Origin of the sequence: Roseburia sp. 831b (genome assembly GCF_001940165.2) — a bacterium.
Lineage (GTDB): Bacteria > Bacillota > Clostridia > Lachnospirales > Lachnospiraceae > Roseburia.
The window spans coordinates 375,261-395,922 of record NZ_CP135162.1 but is presented as its reverse complement, the minus strand read 5'-3'; the positions used below and the strand labels follow the sequence as shown (position 1 = coordinate 395,922).

At 41.8% G+C, this 20,662-nt stretch carries 15 protein-coding genes; 1 reads left to right on the top strand and 14 read right to left on the bottom strand.

From position 1 onward, the window contains the following. Window positions 1-89 precede the first annotated feature (89 nt). The 14 genes from BIV16_RS01715 to BIV16_RS01650 form a co-directional block, all read right to left on the bottom strand. Window positions 90-836: a SigB/SigF/SigG family RNA polymerase sigma factor gene (locus BIV16_RS01715; RefSeq protein WP_075679621.1), complete on the bottom strand. Its 747-nt coding sequence runs from the start codon at window positions 834-836 to the stop codon at window positions 90-92. Then, entirely contained in the window at window positions 837-1,286 is a 450-nt protein-coding gene (spoIIAB, locus tag BIV16_RS01710; RefSeq protein ID WP_083625060.1) for an anti-sigma F factor, read from the bottom strand. Beyond that, on the bottom strand, window positions 1,276-1,617 hold the full coding sequence (locus BIV16_RS01705; RefSeq protein WP_075679623.1) for an STAS domain-containing protein: 342 nt from the start codon (window positions 1,615-1,617) through the stop codon (window positions 1,276-1,278). Before BIV16_RS01705 ends, spoIIAB begins: the two co-directional genes overlap by 11 nt. Window positions 1,618-1,795: 178 nt before the next feature. After that, window positions 1,796-3,175, bottom strand: a complete 1,380-nt coding sequence (locus BIV16_RS01700) for a tetratricopeptide repeat protein (RefSeq protein ID WP_075679624.1) — start codon at window positions 3,173-3,175, stop codon at window positions 1,796-1,798. 27 nt (window positions 3,176-3,202) lie between these two features. After that, a complete protein-coding gene (locus BIV16_RS01695) occupies window positions 3,203-3,346 on the bottom strand; it encodes a hypothetical protein (RefSeq protein WP_173664535.1) in 144 nt (47 codons plus the stop codon). A gap of 171 nt (window positions 3,347-3,517) precedes the next feature. After that, window positions 3,518-4,897 carry a DUF342 domain-containing protein gene (locus BIV16_RS01690; protein WP_075679625.1) on the bottom strand — a complete coding sequence of 460 codons (1,380 nt, stop codon included), beginning with the start codon at window positions 4,895-4,897 and terminating at the stop codon, window positions 3,518-3,520. Between the two features lie 161 nt (window positions 4,898-5,058). Then, on the bottom strand, window positions 5,059-7,707 hold the full coding sequence (locus BIV16_RS01685; protein WP_075679626.1) for a valine--tRNA ligase: 2,649 nt from the start codon (window positions 7,705-7,707) through the stop codon (window positions 5,059-5,061). 368 nt (window positions 7,708-8,075) lie between these two features. Continuing rightward, the gene (locus tag BIV16_RS01680) at window positions 8,076-8,705 is read right to left on the bottom strand and encodes a TetR/AcrR family transcriptional regulator (RefSeq protein WP_075679628.1); all 630 of its coding nucleotides are present in this window, start codon (window positions 8,703-8,705) and stop codon (window positions 8,076-8,078) included. Beyond that, entirely contained in the window at window positions 8,706-12,734 is a 4,029-nt protein-coding gene (locus BIV16_RS01675; protein ID WP_075679629.1) for an efflux RND transporter permease subunit, read from the bottom strand. A 202-nt stretch (window positions 12,735-12,936) separates the two neighbouring features. Further along, complete coding sequence (locus BIV16_RS01670) at window positions 12,937-13,074, bottom strand: hypothetical protein (protein WP_173664536.1); 138 nt, start codon at window positions 13,072-13,074, stop codon at window positions 12,937-12,939. A gap of 202 nt (window positions 13,075-13,276) precedes the next feature. After that, on the bottom strand, window positions 13,277-14,152 hold the full coding sequence (locus BIV16_RS01665; protein WP_075679630.1) for a carbohydrate ABC transporter permease: 876 nt from the start codon (window positions 14,150-14,152) through the stop codon (window positions 13,277-13,279). A gap of 1 nt (window position 14,153) precedes the next feature. Then, complete coding sequence (locus tag BIV16_RS01660; protein ID WP_075679631.1) at window positions 14,154-15,053, bottom strand: carbohydrate ABC transporter permease; 900 nt, start codon at window positions 15,051-15,053, stop codon at window positions 14,154-14,156. A gap of 103 nt (window positions 15,054-15,156) precedes the next feature. Next, window positions 15,157-16,575, bottom strand: coding sequence for an ABC transporter substrate-binding protein (locus BIV16_RS01655; RefSeq protein ID WP_075679632.1), 1,419 nt, complete (start codon window positions 16,573-16,575; stop codon window positions 15,157-15,159). Window positions 16,576-16,673: 98 nt separating this feature from the next. Then, window positions 16,674-17,690 carry a LacI family DNA-binding transcriptional regulator gene (locus BIV16_RS01650; protein ID WP_075679633.1) on the bottom strand — a complete coding sequence of 339 codons (1,017 nt, stop codon included), beginning with the start codon at window positions 17,688-17,690 and terminating at the stop codon, window positions 16,674-16,676. Window positions 17,691-18,128: 438 nt separating this feature from the next. On the opposite strand from BIV16_RS01650, the gene BIV16_RS01645 reads away from it, so the two are divergent. Then, complete coding sequence (locus BIV16_RS01645) at window positions 18,129-20,579, top strand: GH36-type glycosyl hydrolase domain-containing protein (protein ID WP_075679634.1); 2,451 nt, start codon at window positions 18,129-18,131, stop codon at window positions 20,577-20,579. The last annotated feature ends 83 nt before the right edge of the window (window positions 20,580-20,662 follow it).

The following is a 20,662-nucleotide window of genomic DNA, read 5'->3' as shown; positions in this document are numbered from 1 at the left end:
TCTCTTTTGATACCATATCAAAATTTTTCCGATGTTTCAAGCAAAACTGACTATTTTCGTCATATTTCCGACAATTTTTTCCAACTCTACTACTTTTGTAGTTCTATTCGCAGTTTCCGTAAAATCTTTTTTTCCAGTCTGGAAACCTGAACCTGATTCATATCCAGCCGGCGCGCCACCTCTGTCTGCGTCAGGTTTTCAAAATAGCGATACTGTATCAGCTGACGTTCCCGCTTCTCTAAGGACTCTAGCAGCTGACCAATCAGGATTTCATTTAACAACTGCTCCTGCTCGCTCTTGCCGCCGTGCACCTCATACATGCCCTGTGCCCCGTTTAACTGGTCAATCAAAAGCAATTCCTCCCCGTCGGACTGGAACAGAGGCCGGTAAATGGATTCTACCTGTGAATTTGCCTCTAGTGCAAGCACCACATCTTCGGTTGAGAGTTCCGTCAGTGCCGCAATCTCCAAAAGTGTCGGCTCCCTTCCAAGCTCTGTCCCTAAAATGTCTTTCGCCTTTCTTATTTTATAGCCATTTTCTTTCAGGCTCCGGCTGACTTTTACCATACCGTCATCCCGCAGGAAACGACGGATTTCCCCCATAATCATCGGAACCGCATAGGTCGAAAATGCCAGCCCAAGCGAGGTGTCAAACTTATCAACCGACTTCATCAGGCCAATGCACCCAATCTGAAAAAGTTCTTCCCTGTCATGTCCTCTGTTTTCAAATCTGCGAATCACGGCATGCACCAGCCCTAAATTTTCCGTGACAAGACTGTCTCTTGCCACCTTATCCCCTCTGTGCGCTTTTTCCATTCGTCTGGCCATTTCTTCCATTTAAAACGATGCCTCGCCTGACAGTGCCTGTCCTATTTTTTTTCGCATGGTTACCTTCGTTCCCTGACCTTTCTTCGAGAAGACCTCGACCTCATCCATGAACGCCTCCATAAATGCGAAGCCCATTCCAGAGCGCTCCAGTTCCGGTTTTGTCGAAAAAAAAGGCTCCTTCGCCTTTTCCACATCCTCGATTCCCTTGCCAGAATCTTCCACAACAATCTGGACTTCATTTTCCTTCGTCTGACAGGAAAGTACGATTTTTCCAGGCTCCATTTCATAGCCGTGAATAATGCTGTTGGTAACTGCCTCCGACACCGCCGTCTTAACATCGGAAAGCTCGTCCAAAGTTGGATTTAACTGTGCCACAAATGCTGCCACAACTGTTCTTGCAAATGCTTCGTTCACGGATAACGCATCAAACTCCAGACTCATTTCATTCTTATTTTTCATCTCCACTCTCGCTTCCATCCTCTTCCTTTTCTATTTTGACAATTTTATGTAAACCTGATATCACAAAAATCTTGCTCATTCTGGCATTCAGATGACTTGCCACGACTTCCCCTCCCGCGTAACGCAGATTTTGATATCTGCCAATAATCACCCCTATACCGGAGCTGTCCATAAACTCTGTCTCAGAAAAATCAAAGACCAGCCGCTTCACCAGGTACGATTGTAAAAGTAAATCTGCCTCCACCTGAATCTGGGATGCACAGTGATGGTCTAGCTCCTTTGGCATCCGAATCGTGAGATTGCCCCCCTTTAGTTCATACTTACATTCCATGTCTCTTCTCCTTTCCTTTTCGTGCCGGGATTTTCGGAAAATACTTTCACCCTTTTCCCGCAAAATCCCATAAAAATACAAAAAAAGAGACGAAAGAATTTTCTCCTTACGTCTCTTTTGTATCCCAAAAAACTTTTTGTTCAAACTTCTGTGTCTGGCACAAAATGTGTTTCACACTCTATTCTGCTGTCTGATTCTGGAATTCATCCAGGTAATTCTGTGAATTTGCAGCACGCTCTGTATTTGGATAAAGCTCTACCATCTTCTGATAATACTGGGTCGCCTTCTCAATATCTTCGTTCTTACGATAGGACTGCGCCAGATAATACAGGGCATTTCCATCCTGGTAATTTTCGTCGATATCCACTACCTTCTGTAAATCTGTTGCTGCATCCTGATAGTTCTGACTGTTGTATGCCTGATATCCTTCTGCATACATCGTTGCAATGTACTCTGCATTTACTTTTTCATTGATTTCATCATAGACTGCCTTGCTGTCGGCATCTAAGTAATCTGCATTTACATTCTCCATTGCTGTTCCTGCAGCTTCCACATCATTCTGGATATATTTGGAATATGCTAACAACAGCTGCTCATAACTTGTAATCTTATTATCGTTATCTTCCTGACCGTTCTCTGCCTTCTTCACCTTGTTGTTTAACTCATCAATCTGATCTTCCAGGGAAGAGATGGTCTGGTTGCGGTCTGAAATGGTGTCATTTGCAGTTTTTACTTCCTGCTTGGCATTGTTTTGAATGGTATGTTTTACACCCGGTACAATCAAAAAACAGGTAATCGCGACACCAATGGCAACTCCGATTACCATATTGATAATGGTGGTCATTGCAGAGGTATCTTTAAAATGTGTTGGCTGGATAATGGTATCGTTACCACTCTGATATGATACGAGGTCATCCTGCTTCTTTTTGCTTGGTTTTGTCTCACGGATACCTGCATTTGCTTCTTTCAGATAGCGGAGTGTGATGGTGTTATTTGCATCAATCTTTCCTGCATTGCGAAGGTATTTCTTTGCCTGCTCGTAATTCTCGTTCTGAATATAAAGCAATGCTAAAAGCTGATGTGCCTTTACCATCTTCGGATTCAGGGAAATTACTTTCTTCAACTGGATAATCGCAAGATCCCTGCTCTCCTGTCTGCAGTAAAGCAACGCCTGATTGTATTTTTTAATCGTCTGGTTGACGGAATCTAACCTTGCCTGATTCTGCTGAATCTCCTCTAAATAACGGCTCGCATCGTTATCTTTTGGCTGGAAATTCTTGCTGATGACCCATTCGGATAACGCATCTACAACTTCTCCCATCTCAAAATAAACAAGACCTAACAAGTTTCTTGCATTGGTATTCATCTTATTAAAACGAAGACTTAATTTTAAGCTGTCAATCGCACCGGAAAGGTCTCTTACATTTGCTTTCGCCAATCCTTCGTTATAGTGGGCATTCGACGCCATGATAATCTTCTTGTATACTTTTACATTTACACCACAATTTGGGCAGACATTCTCCTTGCCAAGCTTGGTTCCACAATTAAAACATTTCATTTTTCTTCTATCCCTCTCAAAAAAACATTACATGTTACGTTTCATTTCTTTCATCATCTCTTCTAATACGTCGGTCATGTCTGTTAATTTGTGATTATAAATAGCCTCCTCTGCCTCTTCTACTTCAAGACTTGGCTGAAAATTCTTTAATTCTTCTTCAAAGTTAATCATACTCTTTCTTTCCTCTAACTTTCTTTCAACTTCTATTTTACATGAGTTCTGTTTCAAGCTTCATCAAAAAAAACATCACTATATTATTTTCTTTTCCATTATAATATAGTGATGATAATAATCAAGAGATTTTCTATTAAGTTTTTCTAATTTTTAGCGCAATCTTCGTCTTTAACTGACCGCATCCTCCTCGATACGGCACAAAACGATTTTATCGCCCCTGCGGATGACATCCACACATTCCTGCTGCTGTCTGTTGTAGATTCTCGTCTCATCAATGCAGACGCAAACCCCCGGATATAAATTCCGGAACACACGGACAAATGCCCCTTTTGAAAGCTCCGACTCACGCTTTAATACCTTAAGCTGGCTCTGGTCGGTTGCAAGCGTCGCACTGCATTTTACTTTTTCACGCAAAAGCGCAACTCTTCTAGGGTCCTCTCTCATACTGACTCCCTGTGTTCTCTCCATCTCCGCGAATTTTGCTAATCCTAATTCAATCTTAACCGAATAATCTTCGTTCTCCTGGATTCTCTTCTCCAGTTCACGAATCTTCTCCGCGGATTCCAAATCCATTCCGACTGCCACATTCGTCTTTATCTCTGCGGAATTTCCAATGTCGGATGCAATAATGCCTTCCACACCATAAGTCTGTCCGCCAATAATTCTTCCACGCGTTCCATTCAGATGTACCTTGCCACGGCAGCTGATGTCAGAATTCATAAAAACATCGGCTTCAATATTCCCATCTATTCTGGCATTAACATTTTCTAAGAACTTGGCACTCAAATCTCCTTTTGCAACAATGGAACCTCCTAGCATTCCACTTCGCAAAATGACGTTCTTCCGCGCGGTTATCTCACTTGGTTCTACGACTCCATCAATTGTGATATTCCCGGTTGCAGAAATCTTCATTCCTGCCTCCACACCACCATGGATAATCAAATCCCCTTTAAAATCAATGACTCCGTTCACCAGCTCTGCATTTCCAAAAATCTCATAAACCGGAAGAACGGCAATACGCTCTCCCTGTTTTTCAATCTTGCCGGTCAAGGTTGCGGTGTAGGTCACGTTATCCTCGCTCCGCTCAAATCCCTTTCCTTTTAACGGAGGAAGCTCACGTCCCTTCTTTCCAATCAACGTCTTTCCTTTGACGGTAAAGCCATTCTCACCCATTGTTGCCGGGTGATACACTGCAATCACCTGTCCCTCCACGACAGTCTCAATGTTATGAATGCTCCAGTAATCTACACTGCCGTCCGGCAATATCTTCGGTTTATTGTCAAAATTACAATCAAAATTGTAATCGAAATAGCCTTCCTTGCCATCTTTTGCAGGAACGCCCTTTGCAATTACAACCTCTCGATCGTATATCTGTCTATCAATCACACTTTGTATCTTCTGCTCATCAATTCCAGCTCTTACTCCCGCCTTCTCGAGCGACTCCAAAATAGACTTTAGACCATATTCTGTTTCAGCATCTTCATGTAATGTTATATATGCTTCCATCTCATCAGAAGAGATTCTAACTTCTGTTTTCTCGTCTCCCATACCCCATACAGCTCCAATCGGAAATTTCAGATACTACTTCACACTTACTAACATGATTCTATCATTTATGGAATAAAAATCCAACCTATTATTTTTTATTTTACCATATAAAACAAGCAGAAGCGCCTACCATTTTCGTACGATTCTGCTTATTTTCGTCTTTATTTCATTTGTGCAAGTCTTTCTTTGACCTGTTCCATCATTTTTTCATATCCGGCAAGTTTTTCTTTTTCTTCATTTACTTTTGCTTCCGGTGCTTTGCTTAAGAATTTTTCATTTGAAAGCATTCCCTTAGAACGTGCCAGCTCTTTTTCCAGACGTGCCTGTTCTTTTAAGAGACGTTCTTTTTCTTTTTCAAAATCAACCAGATCTTCTAATGGAAGGTAGATGGTTGCGCCAGGAATCACAACGGATACTGCATCTTCACCGATTCCGGCTTTGTCTGCCTGTACGGCTGCTTCGCTGGCAGATGCAAGATTCATGTATACTTCTTTTGTTATCTCAAATGTCTCTCTTAAAGCGGCATCATCAGAAACTACAAACATCTTTGCTTTTCTTGATGGTGGAACATCCATCTCGGTGCGGACATTACGAACACCTTTTACAAGGTCTTTGCAATGCTCAATCATTTCTTCTTCTGCTGCAAAATTCCACTCATCTTTGTATTCCGGCCATTTTGCTAACATAATTGTTTCCTCTTCCGGATGAAGGGTACAGAAAATCTCTTCTGTGATAAATGGCATGAATGGATGCAACAGCTTTAATCCCTCTGTCAATACTGTCTTTAAAGTCCAGAATGCTGCATTTGCGGATTTTGGATCTTTTTCTTTGTTGTAAGTACGGACTTTGGTAATCTCGATGTACCAGTCACAGAATTCATCCCAGATGAAATCGTAAACTTTCTGTACTGCGATACCCATCTCGTATTTATCCATGTTCTCTGTCACATCTTTTGCAAGTGTGTTGACTTTTGAGAGAATCCATTTATCTGCAGGTTTTAACTCATCGTAAGATGGTGTCTCAATCGCAGCGTCCTCAAGGTTCATCATGATGAAACGGGAAGCATTCCATACTTTGTTTGCAAAGTTACGGGAAGCTTCTACTCTCTCCCAGTAGAAACGCATATCGTTTCCAGGTGCATTACCGGTAATCAAAGTCAGACGAAGTGCATCAGCGCCGTATTTATCAATAACCTCCAATGGGTCGATACCGTTTCCTAAGGATTTACTCATCTTACGTCCCTGGGAATCACGAACCAGTCCGTGGAACAATACGGTGTGGAATGGTGCTTTTCCGGTCTGCTCGTAACTTGAGAAAATCATACGGATTACCCAGAAGAAGATAATATCATATCCGGTTACAAGGACATCTGTCGGGAAGAAATAATCCAAATCTTCTGTTTTTTCCGGCCAGCCGAGTGTAGAGAATGGCCAGAGTGCGGATGAGAACCAGGTATCCAAGGTATCCGGGTCCTGCTCCATGTGGTCACATCCACATTTCGGACACTTGTGTGGTGCTTCTTTTGCAACTACCATCTCACCGCAATCCGGGCAGTAGTAAGCCGGGATTCTGTGTCCCCACCATAACTGACGGGAAATACACCAGTCACGGATGTTGTCTGTCCAGTTGAAGTATGTTTTTTCCATACGTTTTGGAAGAAGCTGGATGTCACCATTTTTTACGGCTTCTACGGCTGGTTTGATGAGTTCATCCATTTTTACAAACCACTGCTGTTTTACCATTGGCTCTACGGTCGTACCACAGCGGTCATGTGTACCTACGTTATGGGAATGTGGCACAACTTTTACAAGAAGTCCTTCTTTTTCCAAATCTGCAACAAGTGCTTTTCTACATTCGTAGCGGTCCATACCTTCGTATTTTCCAGCCAAAGCATTCATGGTCGCATCATCATTGATAACAACGATTTCTTCTAAGTTATGACGTTTTCCAACCTCAAAGTCGTTCGGGTCATGTGCCGGTGTGATTTTTACACAGCCGGTACCAAATTCTTTATCGACATAAGCATCTGCAATTACCGGAATTTCACGGTCTGTCATTGGAAGTTTCAATGTCTTTCCAATAATATCCTGATATCTTTCGTCATCCGGGTTAACAGCAACGGCTGTATCACCAAACAGAGTCTCAGGACGTGTGGTTGCGATTTCCACAAATCTGCCTTCCTCGCCTACAACCGGATAATTGATGTGCCAGAAAAATCCATCCTGCTCTTCGTGCTCAACCTCAGCATCGGAAATGGAGGTTTTACAGATTGGACACCAGTTTACAATTCGACTACCTTTGTAAATCAATCCTTTTTCATATAACTTGATGAAAACTTCCTGTACTGCATCGGAACAGCCTTTATCCATGGTAAAACGTTCTCTCTCCCAGTCGGCAGCGGAACCCATTTTCTTTAACTGGTTGATGATACGGTTGCCGTATTCATCCTTCCATTCATAACATTTCTCCAGGAAACCTTCACGTCCAAGGTCATGCTTGTCAATGCCCTGTTTCTTTAAATTCTGGATAACTTTTACCTCTGTCGCAATTGCTGCATGGTCAGTACCAGGCTGCCAGAGTGCATTGTAACCTTGCATTTTCTTGTAACGGATTAAAATATCCTGCATTGTGTTATCCAATGCGTGTCCCATGTGAAGCTGTCCTGTAATGTTTGGAGGTGGCATCACAATGGTAAAAGGTTTCTTGCTTCTATCTACTTCTGCATGAAAATATCCATTCTGTTCCCACTTTTCATATAAGCGGCCTTCAATGCCCTTCGGGTCATAAGTCTTTGCTAATTCTTTGCTCATATCTCTTTCCTTTCATTAAAAAAGCCCTTTGCATCCACTCGGATGCAAAGGGCGTGTTATCGCGGTACCACCTTTGTTCACAAAAGCAATTGTGAGAAATTTCACAATCTCTTTCGCAATCTCTTCTGTTCGCTAACGGGAACAATGCGGGAATACTTATCGCAATCGGATGCGTTTCTGGGTATTCCGGTTCAAAAGCTACCTTCCACATGCTTATTCTGCGGACATCTTTCAGCCGGTGAATGTCCTTCTCTTTCAAAATGCCTATGTGTACTCCTCTTTCTCACTACCTTTTTCTTCTGCTTTTTGCAGAACTGTTTCTTTTCTTATCTTAAATTCCCTTTCCTCAAAAGTCAAGCGTATTTTTGTTAATTTAATGCTTTTACAATGCTCTCATAGGTAAAACGTTTTACCTCTTCCATAGAAAGTTCACTTTGCTTCCGATGCTCTAAATCCGCCAGATACATACTGAAAATCAAAATCTGGGAGCCGAATGCCATGCGCTGCAACTCCTTTTTGGCAGGTTTTAAAATTCCTTCTTTTACACCGCACTCCATGATTTCATCCACGACCTGTTCTAGTATGCTGGTAACGCAGCACTCCTTTGCGCGCGCTTTTCGCATCTCATTTTTCAGATGTTCCGAGATATCATAGGTTCCCATTCCGATTCGTGCAAACAGTGCAAACGTCTTACATTCCCTGAAGTTATCGAGAATCCAGTCTAAGATCCGCTCTACTTTTGGCTGAAATCCGTCTATGGCCGTAATGGCGCCTATAATCCGCTCAAACTGCTTTTGGATATCGTATAAAAGTGCCCCTACAATCAGTTCTTCCTTGGAAGAAACATACTCATACGCCGTTCCTTTTCCAATTCCGGCACGCTTTGTAATGTCGATGACCTTCATCCGATTTAAGTCGATTCCATCTTCTAACATCCCGATGACCGCATCATACATCAAAATGACTTTTTCCGGAAGTTTTTCGCCCTCCATTGTCATCTAAAGTTCCTCCTCTACCATGCTTTTATTTCTGAAAAATGCATCGTAAATACAAGGCACGACAAACAGTGTCAACAGTGTTCCGTAAATCAGACCACCTACTGTTACAATCGCCATTGGCTGCATCATCTCAGAACCACTTCCGACCCCAACTGCCATCGTGGACATGGAGATAATGGTGGTGAGTGCTGTCATTAAAATTGGACGGAGTCTTGTCTGTCCTGCCTCTATGATTGCTTCCTTTTTGTCCATTCCGCCACGTCGCAACTGATTGATGTAATCTATCAGCACGATACCATTGTTTACAATGATTCCGGCAAGCATTACAAATCCAATCATACCGATGACACTGACTTCATTTCCGGTGATAAACAGTGCAAAAAATCCTCCGGTGAATGCAAGCGGAATGGTAAACATAATGATAAATGGCGAGAGCAGGGACTGAAACTGTGCTACCATAATCAGATAAATAAAGATAACCGCCAACAACAGCATTAAATACACCTGGTTCATAGATTCCGCAATTGTCTCATCCTCACCTGTCATCTTAATGGAATAACCTTCCGGCAGCTCTAATTTGTCTAATTCTTTTTGAATTTCATTACTTACCAACGTAACATTGTGTGTCTCATCGATTCCTGCCGTCACATTGATATATCTGGTCTGGGAATCACGGTAGATGGTACTTAAGGTGCTTCCCTCTGTAAACGTTGCAATCTCACTCAGCGGAATCTCTTGTGTTCCATCCTCATTCTCTTCTGATTCCTCTGTCTCTTTTGTATCTTCACCTTCGCCTTGCACAGGCTCATCCCCCAAAGATAAACCTGTGCCCGCATCCATGCTTGCACTCTTTGGTGTGTAGGTAAACGTCATGTTCTTGATATCGTCAAGCGTTACCTCATCCTGCTCCTGTGTCTTGATAAACACATCATAGTTCTTGATGTCGGTTGTAATTGTCGTTGCAGAGGTATTCGATGCCATCTTTGCATAAACCAGCTGGTAAACCTGTGCAACCGTCATTCCATATTCCGCTGCTTTTTCTTTGTCCACGGAAATGGTAAATACCGGTGTGTTATCGTCCAATCCATTCTCGACATCACAGGTTCCCTCTGTTTTTTCCACAACATCAGTTACCTGTTTTGCAATTTCCTGTAATTTATCAATATCGCTTCCCTTAATCTGGACTGTCACACCGCTTCCAAACATTGCGGTCATATCCATCGAAGAGTTGTCTGTGCTGATGGCACAATCAAGGTCTTTTGTTCGTTTTTCGATTTCTTTTGCAATCTCTTTTGTGGTATTCTTACGATTCTCATCCAAAATCAGGTACATACTCACAGAATCGGTGGAACCGCTTCCCATCAGGCTAAAAGTGCTGTTTCCACCCGCCATTGCACCAATTGTGTCAATTCCATCAATTGTTGAAATTTTATCTGCAACTTCATCCGATATCGCCTTAAGTTCCTCGAATGTAAGCGTCTCGTCCTCTTTTGCCTCGACCGTAACCGTCATCTGGTCGGTCTCCATGTCCATATCGATAAAGGACATTCCTCTAGAAAAAGCTGCAAGTGTGCTTCCAATTAAAAGAACAATCGCCAGCAAAAATACCACAGGTTTAAAATGCAATGCTACCCGTAAAAGTTTTGCGTATCCCGCTTTTACCTTATCCAAAAATCCATGCTTGATTTCTTTGGTATTTTTCAACAAGCCTGCTGCCATCGCAGGAACTAATGTCAACGCCACCAGAAGGCTTGCGCCTAATGTAAAGGCAATCGTTAGCGCCATATCGGTAAAGAGCTGTCTTGTGATTCCTTCTGTAAAAATAATCGGGGCAAACACACATACCGTGGTAAGGGTTGACGCAATAATCGCACCCGTTACCTGGCTTGCTCCCTCGACAGCCGCTTTTCGGATGGAATAGCCCTCATTTCTCAAACGATAAATATTCTCAATTACAACAATTGAGTTATCCACCAGCATACCGATTCCAAGCGCAAGTCCCGACATGGAAATGATATTTAAGCTGATATTGGAAAAATACATCAATACTACTGCAAAAATAACACTTAGTGGAATCGAACATGTGATGACTAAAGTCGGTCTGAAATCTTTTAAAAACAAAATCAGGACAAAAATTGCAAGAATTGCTCCCAAAATCATATTTTGCACAACAGAATCTACAATCATGTCAATATAAACACCCTGGTTCATCAGCACAGTCAGGTGTAAACCATCTGTGCTCTTTTCCAAAGATTTAAACTTAGCCAGCAAACGGTTGGTTACATCACCTGTGGAATATCCGGTCTGTTTTTCCATGGAAATCATGACTGCCGGATTTCCATTTACCTTCGAATAGCTTTCTGATGCATTGTCGGCAATTTCAACTTCTGCAACATCCGCTAATGTAATCGGTTCAATTCCATCCATTCCAAGGTCAATTAACACAAGATTTTTCAAATCGTCGATGGACTCCACTTTATCCCCGACACGCACCAGATAGTTTTCCTCCCCATCCGCTACATAGCCTGCCGGCATGGAAAAGTTCTGTGCCACTAACAATCCGCTTAACGTATCAATCGACAATACCGTGTTCATATCCGCAGAGTCAAGTGCCTGATCTTTTGCACTGTCCAAAGAGGTCTGCGCCTGCTGCAAGGAGGCGTTTGCTGTCTCAAGCTGTGCAAGGGAACTGCTCATCTTAAGGGATGCTAAGACTGCGTTGGAATTGAGCGTTGTAATCGCATCATCCATCGTCACTTTTCCGGCTTCAATCTGTGTCAGTGCGTTCTGAATCGTGCTGATTCCGGTATTCACCTGCGTCAAAAGGTCTGTTAACGTTGTGATTGCTGCCGGAATATCCTGGTATGTATTTAACGTCACACCCATCGCTGCAAACGCTGCCCCCTGTGAGGAAATGGTTGCATTGATGGTATCTAACTGCGCCTGCAATGCCGCAATCTGCTGATCAATATTTCCGTTAAACTGTTCCATCAGATTCGCAAGCTGTTCCGAGACAGCCGGACTTTGATTTTGCATCAAGCCCTGCAAAATTGCCTGAATCTGCTCCGAAGTCTGTGCGTCCATCTCACCATTCGATGGAATTTCACCTGTCTGTCCCTCTATATTTCCAGATTGTTTTATCTGATTCAGTGCATCGATTGCCTGCTGAATCTGCACGGCTCCGTCATACGCCTGCTTTAACTGTGAGATTGCATTCTCAAGCATCTCTTTTTGGGTCTGAAGCTGTGTCAGATTCGACTCCAAATCTTTCTGTGTCTGATATAATTCTGATTTTTTGGATAAAACTTCATCCACCGCACCGGTAAGCTGACCAGAACCTTCTTCGATTGCCTTTTGTCCGGACTCCACCTGACCTTTTGCATCATCCAGTTGACTCTGAGCATCCGCAAACTGTTCTTTGATTTTGTCCTGAATCTTCTCGTTTAGTGCATCAATTTTGTCCTGATCCAGCGTAACCTGAACATTTTCTTCCAATGCGCCTGTCGTTGTGACAGATGCTACACCTTCAATACTTTCCAGACTGGCAGAAAGCTCCTGGTTTACATAATCTGAAATCTCTTCCTGTGACATTCCATCCACATCAACCGAAGCCATAAGCACCGGCATCATATCTGGATTAATCTGCATAATCATCGGACTTCCAACCGTATCTGCCCAGTTGCCTTTGAGCTGATCCAGCTTTTGCTGAATCTCGATAATCGTGGAATCCATATTGGTAGACTGCTCGTACTCCAATGTTACGATGGAATAGCTATTGTAAGACATCGATGTTACATTTTTGATATTCGATGTCGTAGCCATTGCAGCCTCAATCGGAGCCGTCACATCACTTTCCACCTCTTCCGGGCTTGCTCCTACATCTGTTGTGATAACAAGTGCATACGGTAAACTCATGCTCGGAAGCAGGTCCGTTGTCATTCGCGTTAACGATACTACGCCAAGAACCAGAACCAAAACCACGCATACTAATACCGTATATGGTTTTTTTACACTAAACTTTGAAATCAATCTCGTCTCCTCCACTTTTTCCTTCGCATTCCGACCGACCGGTCGGTTTTCTTTCAGTATATCTCGTCCGCCTGTATTTTCAAGTGTTCCGGCGATTATTTTAGAAAATCTTTATAGAATTTTGGGGAGCATCTTATCAAGAAAAAAGCGTGCCAACCAGATTTTCTTTTCTGATTCGCACGCCTTTTCTTCTTTTCCTGCGCTATTGGTCTTCGCCATCTTCATCATCTACAATTGCAGCTGCTGCCCCTGCTACCGATGCAACCACTGCTACAACCGCTACAATTACAACCAGCAGCAATAAGATGCCAAGAAAAATTAGTAATCCACCCTCTGTCATACTCTCATCTCCTAATATAATGATTCACTTCTTCTCCATGAGTTTGTCCGAATTTCTTACGATATATTAAGTATATCATATTCATTTTTTATTGAAAAGAGAAATTTTTTGTGTAATAGGAACGAAATTTCCTATTACACAAAAAGAGCCATGTAGCAACCACATGACCCTTTTTTATATATTATGAGGAAATTGAAAAAGATTAACCTTTTACTGCTCCGGCAACCATACCCTTGATAATCTCTTTACTAAACGCAAAGTAAAGGATTACGATTGGTGCCATTGTAATTAACATTGCTGCCATAATCTTCGGATAGTCGGAATTGAACTGTCCGGTAAACTGTGTCAGCGCAAGTGGTACTGTCTGCAATGCCTGATCTTTGATCAAAACTAACGCAAACGAGAACTCGTTCCAGCATCCAAAAGACTGGATGATTGCAACGGTTACCATGATTGGACGGCAGACCGGCATAATAATCTGGAACATAGTCTGACTGAAGCTGCAGCCATCGATTGCGGCTGCCTGCTCTAACTCTGTTGGAATCGATTTTACAAAGCCTTCCACTAAGAAAATGGAAATTGGCAAACCGAATGCAACATACGGAATAATCAGGGTAAACCAGGTGTTTGATAAGCCACATGTCTTAAATACCACATAGATAGGTACTAATAAAGAATGCTGTGGAATTAACATACCCATCAAAAACATTGTGTATAACAAACGGTTTCCTTTAAACTGGATTCTCGCAAGAATATATCCTACGATAAATCCGAATAATACAATGAAGAACACCGAAAGAACTGTTGTTCTTGTACTGTTCCAGATGGACTGTCCCAAATGGTAGTTTGCATTGCTTAAAATATCTTTAAAGTTTGATAATACAGGATGCTTTACAATTCCAATAATATCTGAGTTAAAATCTCTTTTTAATTTCAATGCGGAGTTTAACATCCACACAAGCGGGAAAATACAGGTGGCAGAGAAAATAATTAAAATTGCATTCATTACCACTGCCAGAATACCTTTTCCAACTTTCTTTCCTGTGGAATCTTTTCCTGCGGTTCTAAGTTCTGTCATCTTATTCTACCCCCTTATCTCTCAACAAGAAGTTGAATAATTTCTGTGATCCCATAATTACAATCAAGCTTAAGACGAAGATTGCAACGGAAATACAACATCCATATCCCATATTGTTCTGTTTGAAGGAAACGGTATATCCATATAACGCCATAACCATGGATTTTGTTCCCGGTCCACCAGATGTCATAACATAGATATTATCAAATGCTTTCATGTTACCGGCGATACAAAGTGTAATACAAATCAATACGGTATTCTTAATCAATGGAAATACAATATACCATGCTCTCTGGAAAGCATTTGCGCCATCGATTTCTGCACTCTCAAAGATTTCCTTATCAATCGCAGAAACACCAGATAACAGGATGACCATGTAGTATCCAATATACTGCCAGATAAGTGGGATGGATACCAATAGCATTACCAGACTCGGCTCATTTAACCATACCTTTGTCGCATCTGATTTGCCAATTAAATTCAAGAACCAGTTCAATATTCCTCGATTATAGTCGTAAATCATTTTCCAAATAAAACCAATGCATACCGCAGAGATTGTACTTGGGAAGAAACCAAATGTACGATGAATTCCTTTTAATTTCACTAACTTTGAATCAATCATTAAAACAAAAATGAATGCAATACCAATCTGTCCAACAATACACACTGCTACCAAATAAATATTGTGTCCAAAAGACTCCCAGAATGTCTGATCATGGAATAATTGTATGTAGTTCGTAAGACCACCAAATGTCTTATGCGGACCACTTCTCCAATTGTAAAAACTGTCTATAAAAGCTGTAATTAATGGAACAAACACGGAAAATACATAGACGATAATCGGAATACTCAAATACGCCGCTATCACCTTTTTGTTCGATTGCATTGATTTCGGCATCATAAGACAATCTACCTCCCTTTACACGTAATACTTTTTGTATAAAAGGGCTGCCCCAAAACCAAGATTGTCTTGAAACAGCCCTGTCATACTATCTAGTCATTTTTTAGTAATTTGCTTCGTATGCTTCCTGAGCATCCTTTGCAACTTCTTCTGGTGTCATATCACCATTTACCATAGACTGAAGATCTGTATTTACTACGCTCCATACATCACTTGAAAGGTAAGAATCGTAGATTTCACAAGGAGTTGTATCTACATAAGAGTAGTTGTAGAAATCCTGTGTAAACTGGTCGAATTTGCTTAAATCAACATCGTTAACTTTTGTTAATCCACCTAAAGCATATTTGTCGCATACAAAGTTTGCGAATTCTGGTCCGGTAATGTACTCAGCAAGGTCAATTGCTGCTGCTAATTTATCTGGATCATCTGCTAATTTGGAGTTGATTGCTACCGCATATCCTAAACCAATGTTCTGGCTGTCTGCATCATATTTTGCATCTTTTGGCTGTGGTAATACTGCAAATTTGGTTGTGTCATATAAATCTGTTCCCTCTAAGGAAGCCTGGATATAAGAAACATCCCAGTTACCACCGATGAATGCTGCTGCATCCTGACCAATGTAGTATTCACGCGCATCTTCGTTTGTGATTGCGTTAAAGTCTTTGTTAAAGATATCCGTATCTTTGAATAATCTCTGTGTTTCTGTTAATGCTGCAACAAATTCATCATCTGTAAATGCTGCACCCTTCTTATCAATCATGGACTGGAACCAGTCTTTTCCGGTATATCTGTCGCCTAATGTTGATAAGAAATCAGAGTTCATGTTCCACTGTCCCTGGTTACCAAAAGCAATTGCTTCCTGATATCCTGCTTCCTGAAGCTTTGGAATCGCAGCTTCTACATCTTCCCATGTAGATGGGAATGTATCATATCCTGCATCTGCCCATGCTTTGGAATCATAAACTACAACGGTACAAGTACCACCTGTCAATGCTGGGAAACCGTAGATATTTCCAGCTTCATCTTTAAATGGTGTAAAGTATGATTCGTTGTAATCTGCTGAGTATGGAGAACTCTTAATGTAATCTGTTAAGTCAAGAATCAATCCCTGCTCTGCCCACTGTTTTACGTTCATACCCTGAATCAGGAAAACATCTGGAAGATCGTCTGCATTTGCAAGAGTCTGAATCTGTGTCTTGTAATCTGCATTTGCAAGAACTGTCTGTGTTAAATTGATTCCTGTGTTGTTGTCTGCCCACTGCTGTAATACAGTTCTCATACCATCAGAACCACCATTCCCCTGTGATTCTTCTTCTGTAGAGAAGTGCATAATCTCAAGATCGCCTGTGTAAGCAAGACCACCTGTTGCTGCATCAGAACCAGAAGCGTCTGCTGACTCTGTTGTTCCAGATGCACTGTTGCTGTCTGTAGTTGTTGTATCATCCCCCGATGAACCACATCCTGCTGCCATTGTTGCTACCATTGACACACATAAAAGTACGCTTACGATTTTCTTTTTCATAGAAAACCCTCCTTCTTAATTTGTGCCCTTTTGGGCAAATTGTTTTTGAACGAACCCTTAACTGCCTTACCTTCCCATTTTATACTGCAACAACTAAATCATTCGGAAAGTTTCCCAACAGACTGTCCTTTTATCAGGATTCCTTCAATGACAACTCTCTCAATGAGCGTTGTCTTTGGTTTCTCGATGGTACTAATCAGTCTCTTTGCCGCTTCTTTTCCAATTAACTCTGTATTCTGTCGAATCGTCGTCAACTTCGGATGAAGCAGCTGCGACATGCGGATTCCATCATATCCTGCAACAGATATATCATTGGGAATCCTTAGTCCCATCTCTATGATGACATTTCTTCCTCCTATTAAAGAGGTGTCATCAGGATATAAAATGCAGGTCGGCGGCTCCTCTAAATTCAAAAGTGCCTTCGTCTGCCTAGCTGCCTCCTTTGTTTCAAGGTAATCTGCAGCTCTTATATACTCATCCGGCACATTCAGTCCCAAACCATCCATCGTCCGGTAAAAGCTTGCCAGGCGGTCTTTGGTTACGGAGGAACTATCCTGTCCGTGAATATATGCTATCTTTTGGTGTCCCTGTGAAGCAATGTACTTCACAAGATCTTCGATGCCCTGTATATTATTGGAACTGACTGCTGTGCAATTGTGATGCACATAGTCGATTGTCACAACCGGTAAATCACTGTTCATAAGCTCCATGACGTCCGGATCATTGAAATCCGCACATACGATTGCGACTCCGGAAAAGTTCCGGTATTTGCAATGTTCGTAATAGGACATCTTGCGGTTTTCAAAACATGTATTGATAAATGTAATATCATACCCCTGCTTCTCAGCCTGAACCTTCAAACCATTTAACACGCCTGAAAAATATTCATGTGTCAGACCACTTCCTGCTTCTTCCTCAAACAGAACACCTATATTATAAGAACGTTTTGTTTTCAGTGATCTGGCTGCCGCATTTGGAAAATATCCCATCGCCTCTGCGGTCTGTTTGATGCGGTTCTTTGTCTCTTCCCCGATATCTTTTTGATCATTCAATGCCTTGCTGACTGTCGCAGTGGAAACACCACATTTCTCAGCAATTGTTTTCAAAGATACCATAGGCTCCTCCAGCTTCCTATTTCGTGCAAAACACTTAATCGTTTTCGTACCTTTACTATACCCTTTCTGTATCCTGATTGCAACCGTTTTTTAGCAATTCGTCCGTTTTTACATTTTTCCAAATCATTTTTTGTGCATTTTTACTTTATATTTTTCATTCTTTTCTTAGTATTCGTTTTTATTCTTTTATAACTTATTCGTTTTCGTAATTTATCATTTTCAATGCTGCTAAACTGTTTTTGTTGCTTTCTTCTATATTCTATTCCTTTTTTTGTTCAATGTGCTAAAAATGCTATTTTCAAGGCGTTTTCCCTTGCATTTTAATACTATTGCGTCTATACTTTCAGTTAAGAAAACTTAACTTAATCGTTTTCGTAACGATTGGTTTAGCAAAAACATATATGATTTGTCACATCACTGTGACAGAATGGAGGAAACATGAAATTTGGATACTTTGATGATGCCAACAAGGAATATGTCATCACATCACCAAAAACACCATTGCCATGGATTAACTATTTGGGATGCGAGAACTTCTTCTCACTCGTTTCAAATACCTGTGGCGGATACAGCTTTTATAAGGATGCAAAATTATTGCGTCTGACCAGATACCGTTACAACAACGTGCCTTATGACAGTAACGGACATTACTACTATATTAAAGATGGAAATACCGTCTGGAATCCTGGCTGGATGCCTTCTAAAACTGAACTGGATTCCTACGAATGCCGTCATGGTATGGGATATTCCGTTTTTACAGGAAGCAAAAATGGATTAAAAGCATCCCTTACTGATTTTGTTCCTATGGGTTCTACCTGTGAGGTCAACAAATTAACCCTCACCAATGAGAGCGACACAGAAAAGAACTTCTCTGTTTTTTCCTATGTAGAGTTCTGTCTCTGGAATGCAATGGACGATATGACCAACTTCCAGAGAAACTTTTCAACAGGGGAAGTTGAGATTCATGCAGACGGTTCTGAACTTTACCATAAAACCGAATACAGAGAGCGCCGTAACCATTATGCCGTTTATGCGGTGAACGCATCGGTTGCAGGATTTGATACAGACCGCGATTCCTTCCTGGGTGCTTACGGTGAGAACTCTGCACCGGAAGTTGTGACAACCGGAACATCCAAAAACTCGGTTGCAAGTGGATGGGCTCCTATCGGTTCCCACCATTTGGAAGTTTCTCTTGCACCGGGAGAATCCAAAACCTATATTTTCGTATTGGGTTATGTCGAAAATCCAGTCGAAGAAAAATGGGTTGGCCCTGCTGAAAATGGCGTCATCAACCGTGCTCCTGCAAAAAAAATGCTTGCACAGTTTGACACGGTTGAGAAAACAGACAAAGCTCTTGCAGACTTAAAAGAATATTGGGATTCTTTATTAAATCACTTTACCATCTCCTCTTCCGAAAAGAAACTGGACCGTATGGTAAATGTATGGCACCAGTACCAGTGTATGGTTACCTTTAACATGAGCCGTTCTGCTTCTTATTTTGAATCTGGAATCGGACGTGGAATGGGATTCCGTGACTCTTGTCAGGATTTATTAGGATTTGTTCATTTGATTCCTGACCGTGCACGTGAACGTATCTTAGATATTGCCGCAACCCAGTTTGAGGATGGCAGTGCTTATCACCAGTACCAGCCACTGACCAAAAAAGGAAACTCCGATATCGGAAGTGGTTTTAACGATGATCCATTGTGGCTGATTGCCGCTGCTGCTGCCTATATCAAAGAGACCGGCGATTACACCATCTTAGATGAAATGACTGCATACGACAGCGATATGAGCAAAGCTACTGATTTTATGGAACACCTAAGACGTTCTTTCCGTTACACCATCGAACATCTTGGACCTCACGGACTTCCATTAATCGGTCGTGCTGACTGGAATGACTGTCTGAACCTAAACTGCTTCTCCGAAGAACCGGGTGAATCTTTCCAGACTTTCGGTCCATCCGAGGGACCAAATGCTGAGTCCGTATTCATTGCAGGTATGTTTGTAAAATATGGAAAAGATTACGCAGCAATTTGCAGACACCGCGGATTGAACGAGGAAGCCGAAGAAGCGGAAAAAGCAATCGCTTCCATGGAAAAAACGGTATTGGATGCCGGCTGGGATGGCGAATGGTATTTACGTGCTTACGACCACTACAAACACAAAATTGGTTCTAAGGAATGTGAAGACGGTAAGATTTTTATCGAACCTCAGGGATTCTGTGTTATCGCAGAGATTGGTTTAAAAGAAGGCAAATGTTTACAGGCTTTACAGTCTGTCGAAAAATACTTAGATACCAAGTACGGCATTGTATTATTACAGCCACCTTATCATAAATATCACGTTGAACTTGGTGAAATCTCCTCTTATCCACCTGGATATAAGGAAAATGCCGGTATCTTCTGCCACAACAACCCATGGATTTCTATCGCAGAGACTGTTGTCGGACGCGGAAACCGTGCTTGGCAGGTATACACCAGAACTTGTCCTGCTTATATCGAGGATATTAGCGAAATTCACCGTACAGAACCTTATGTATACTCACAGATGATTGCCGGAAAAGATGCTCCAAACTTCGGTGAAGCGAAAAACAGCTGGTTAACCGGTACTGCAGCATGGACTTTCCTTGATGTTTCACAGTACATCTTAGGAATCCGCCCGGACTACGATGGTCTTGTCATTGATCCATGTATTCCATCCACTTTAGATGGATTTACTGCAAAACGTGATTTCCGTGGTGTCACTTACCACATCACCGTTGAGAATCCAAACCATGTGGAAAAAGGCGTTGCTTCCATGACCGTTGATGGCAAAGAAGTAGCCGGCAACATGATTCCATTAAATCATGGTAAAGATTCTGTTCAAGTTAAGGTTGTAATGGGTTAAAAACTCTTACACATACTTCCTCTCTTTTTACCACCATCCCCCCGGTGGTAATACATGGCGCCAGGGTTTCTATGGGAACCCTG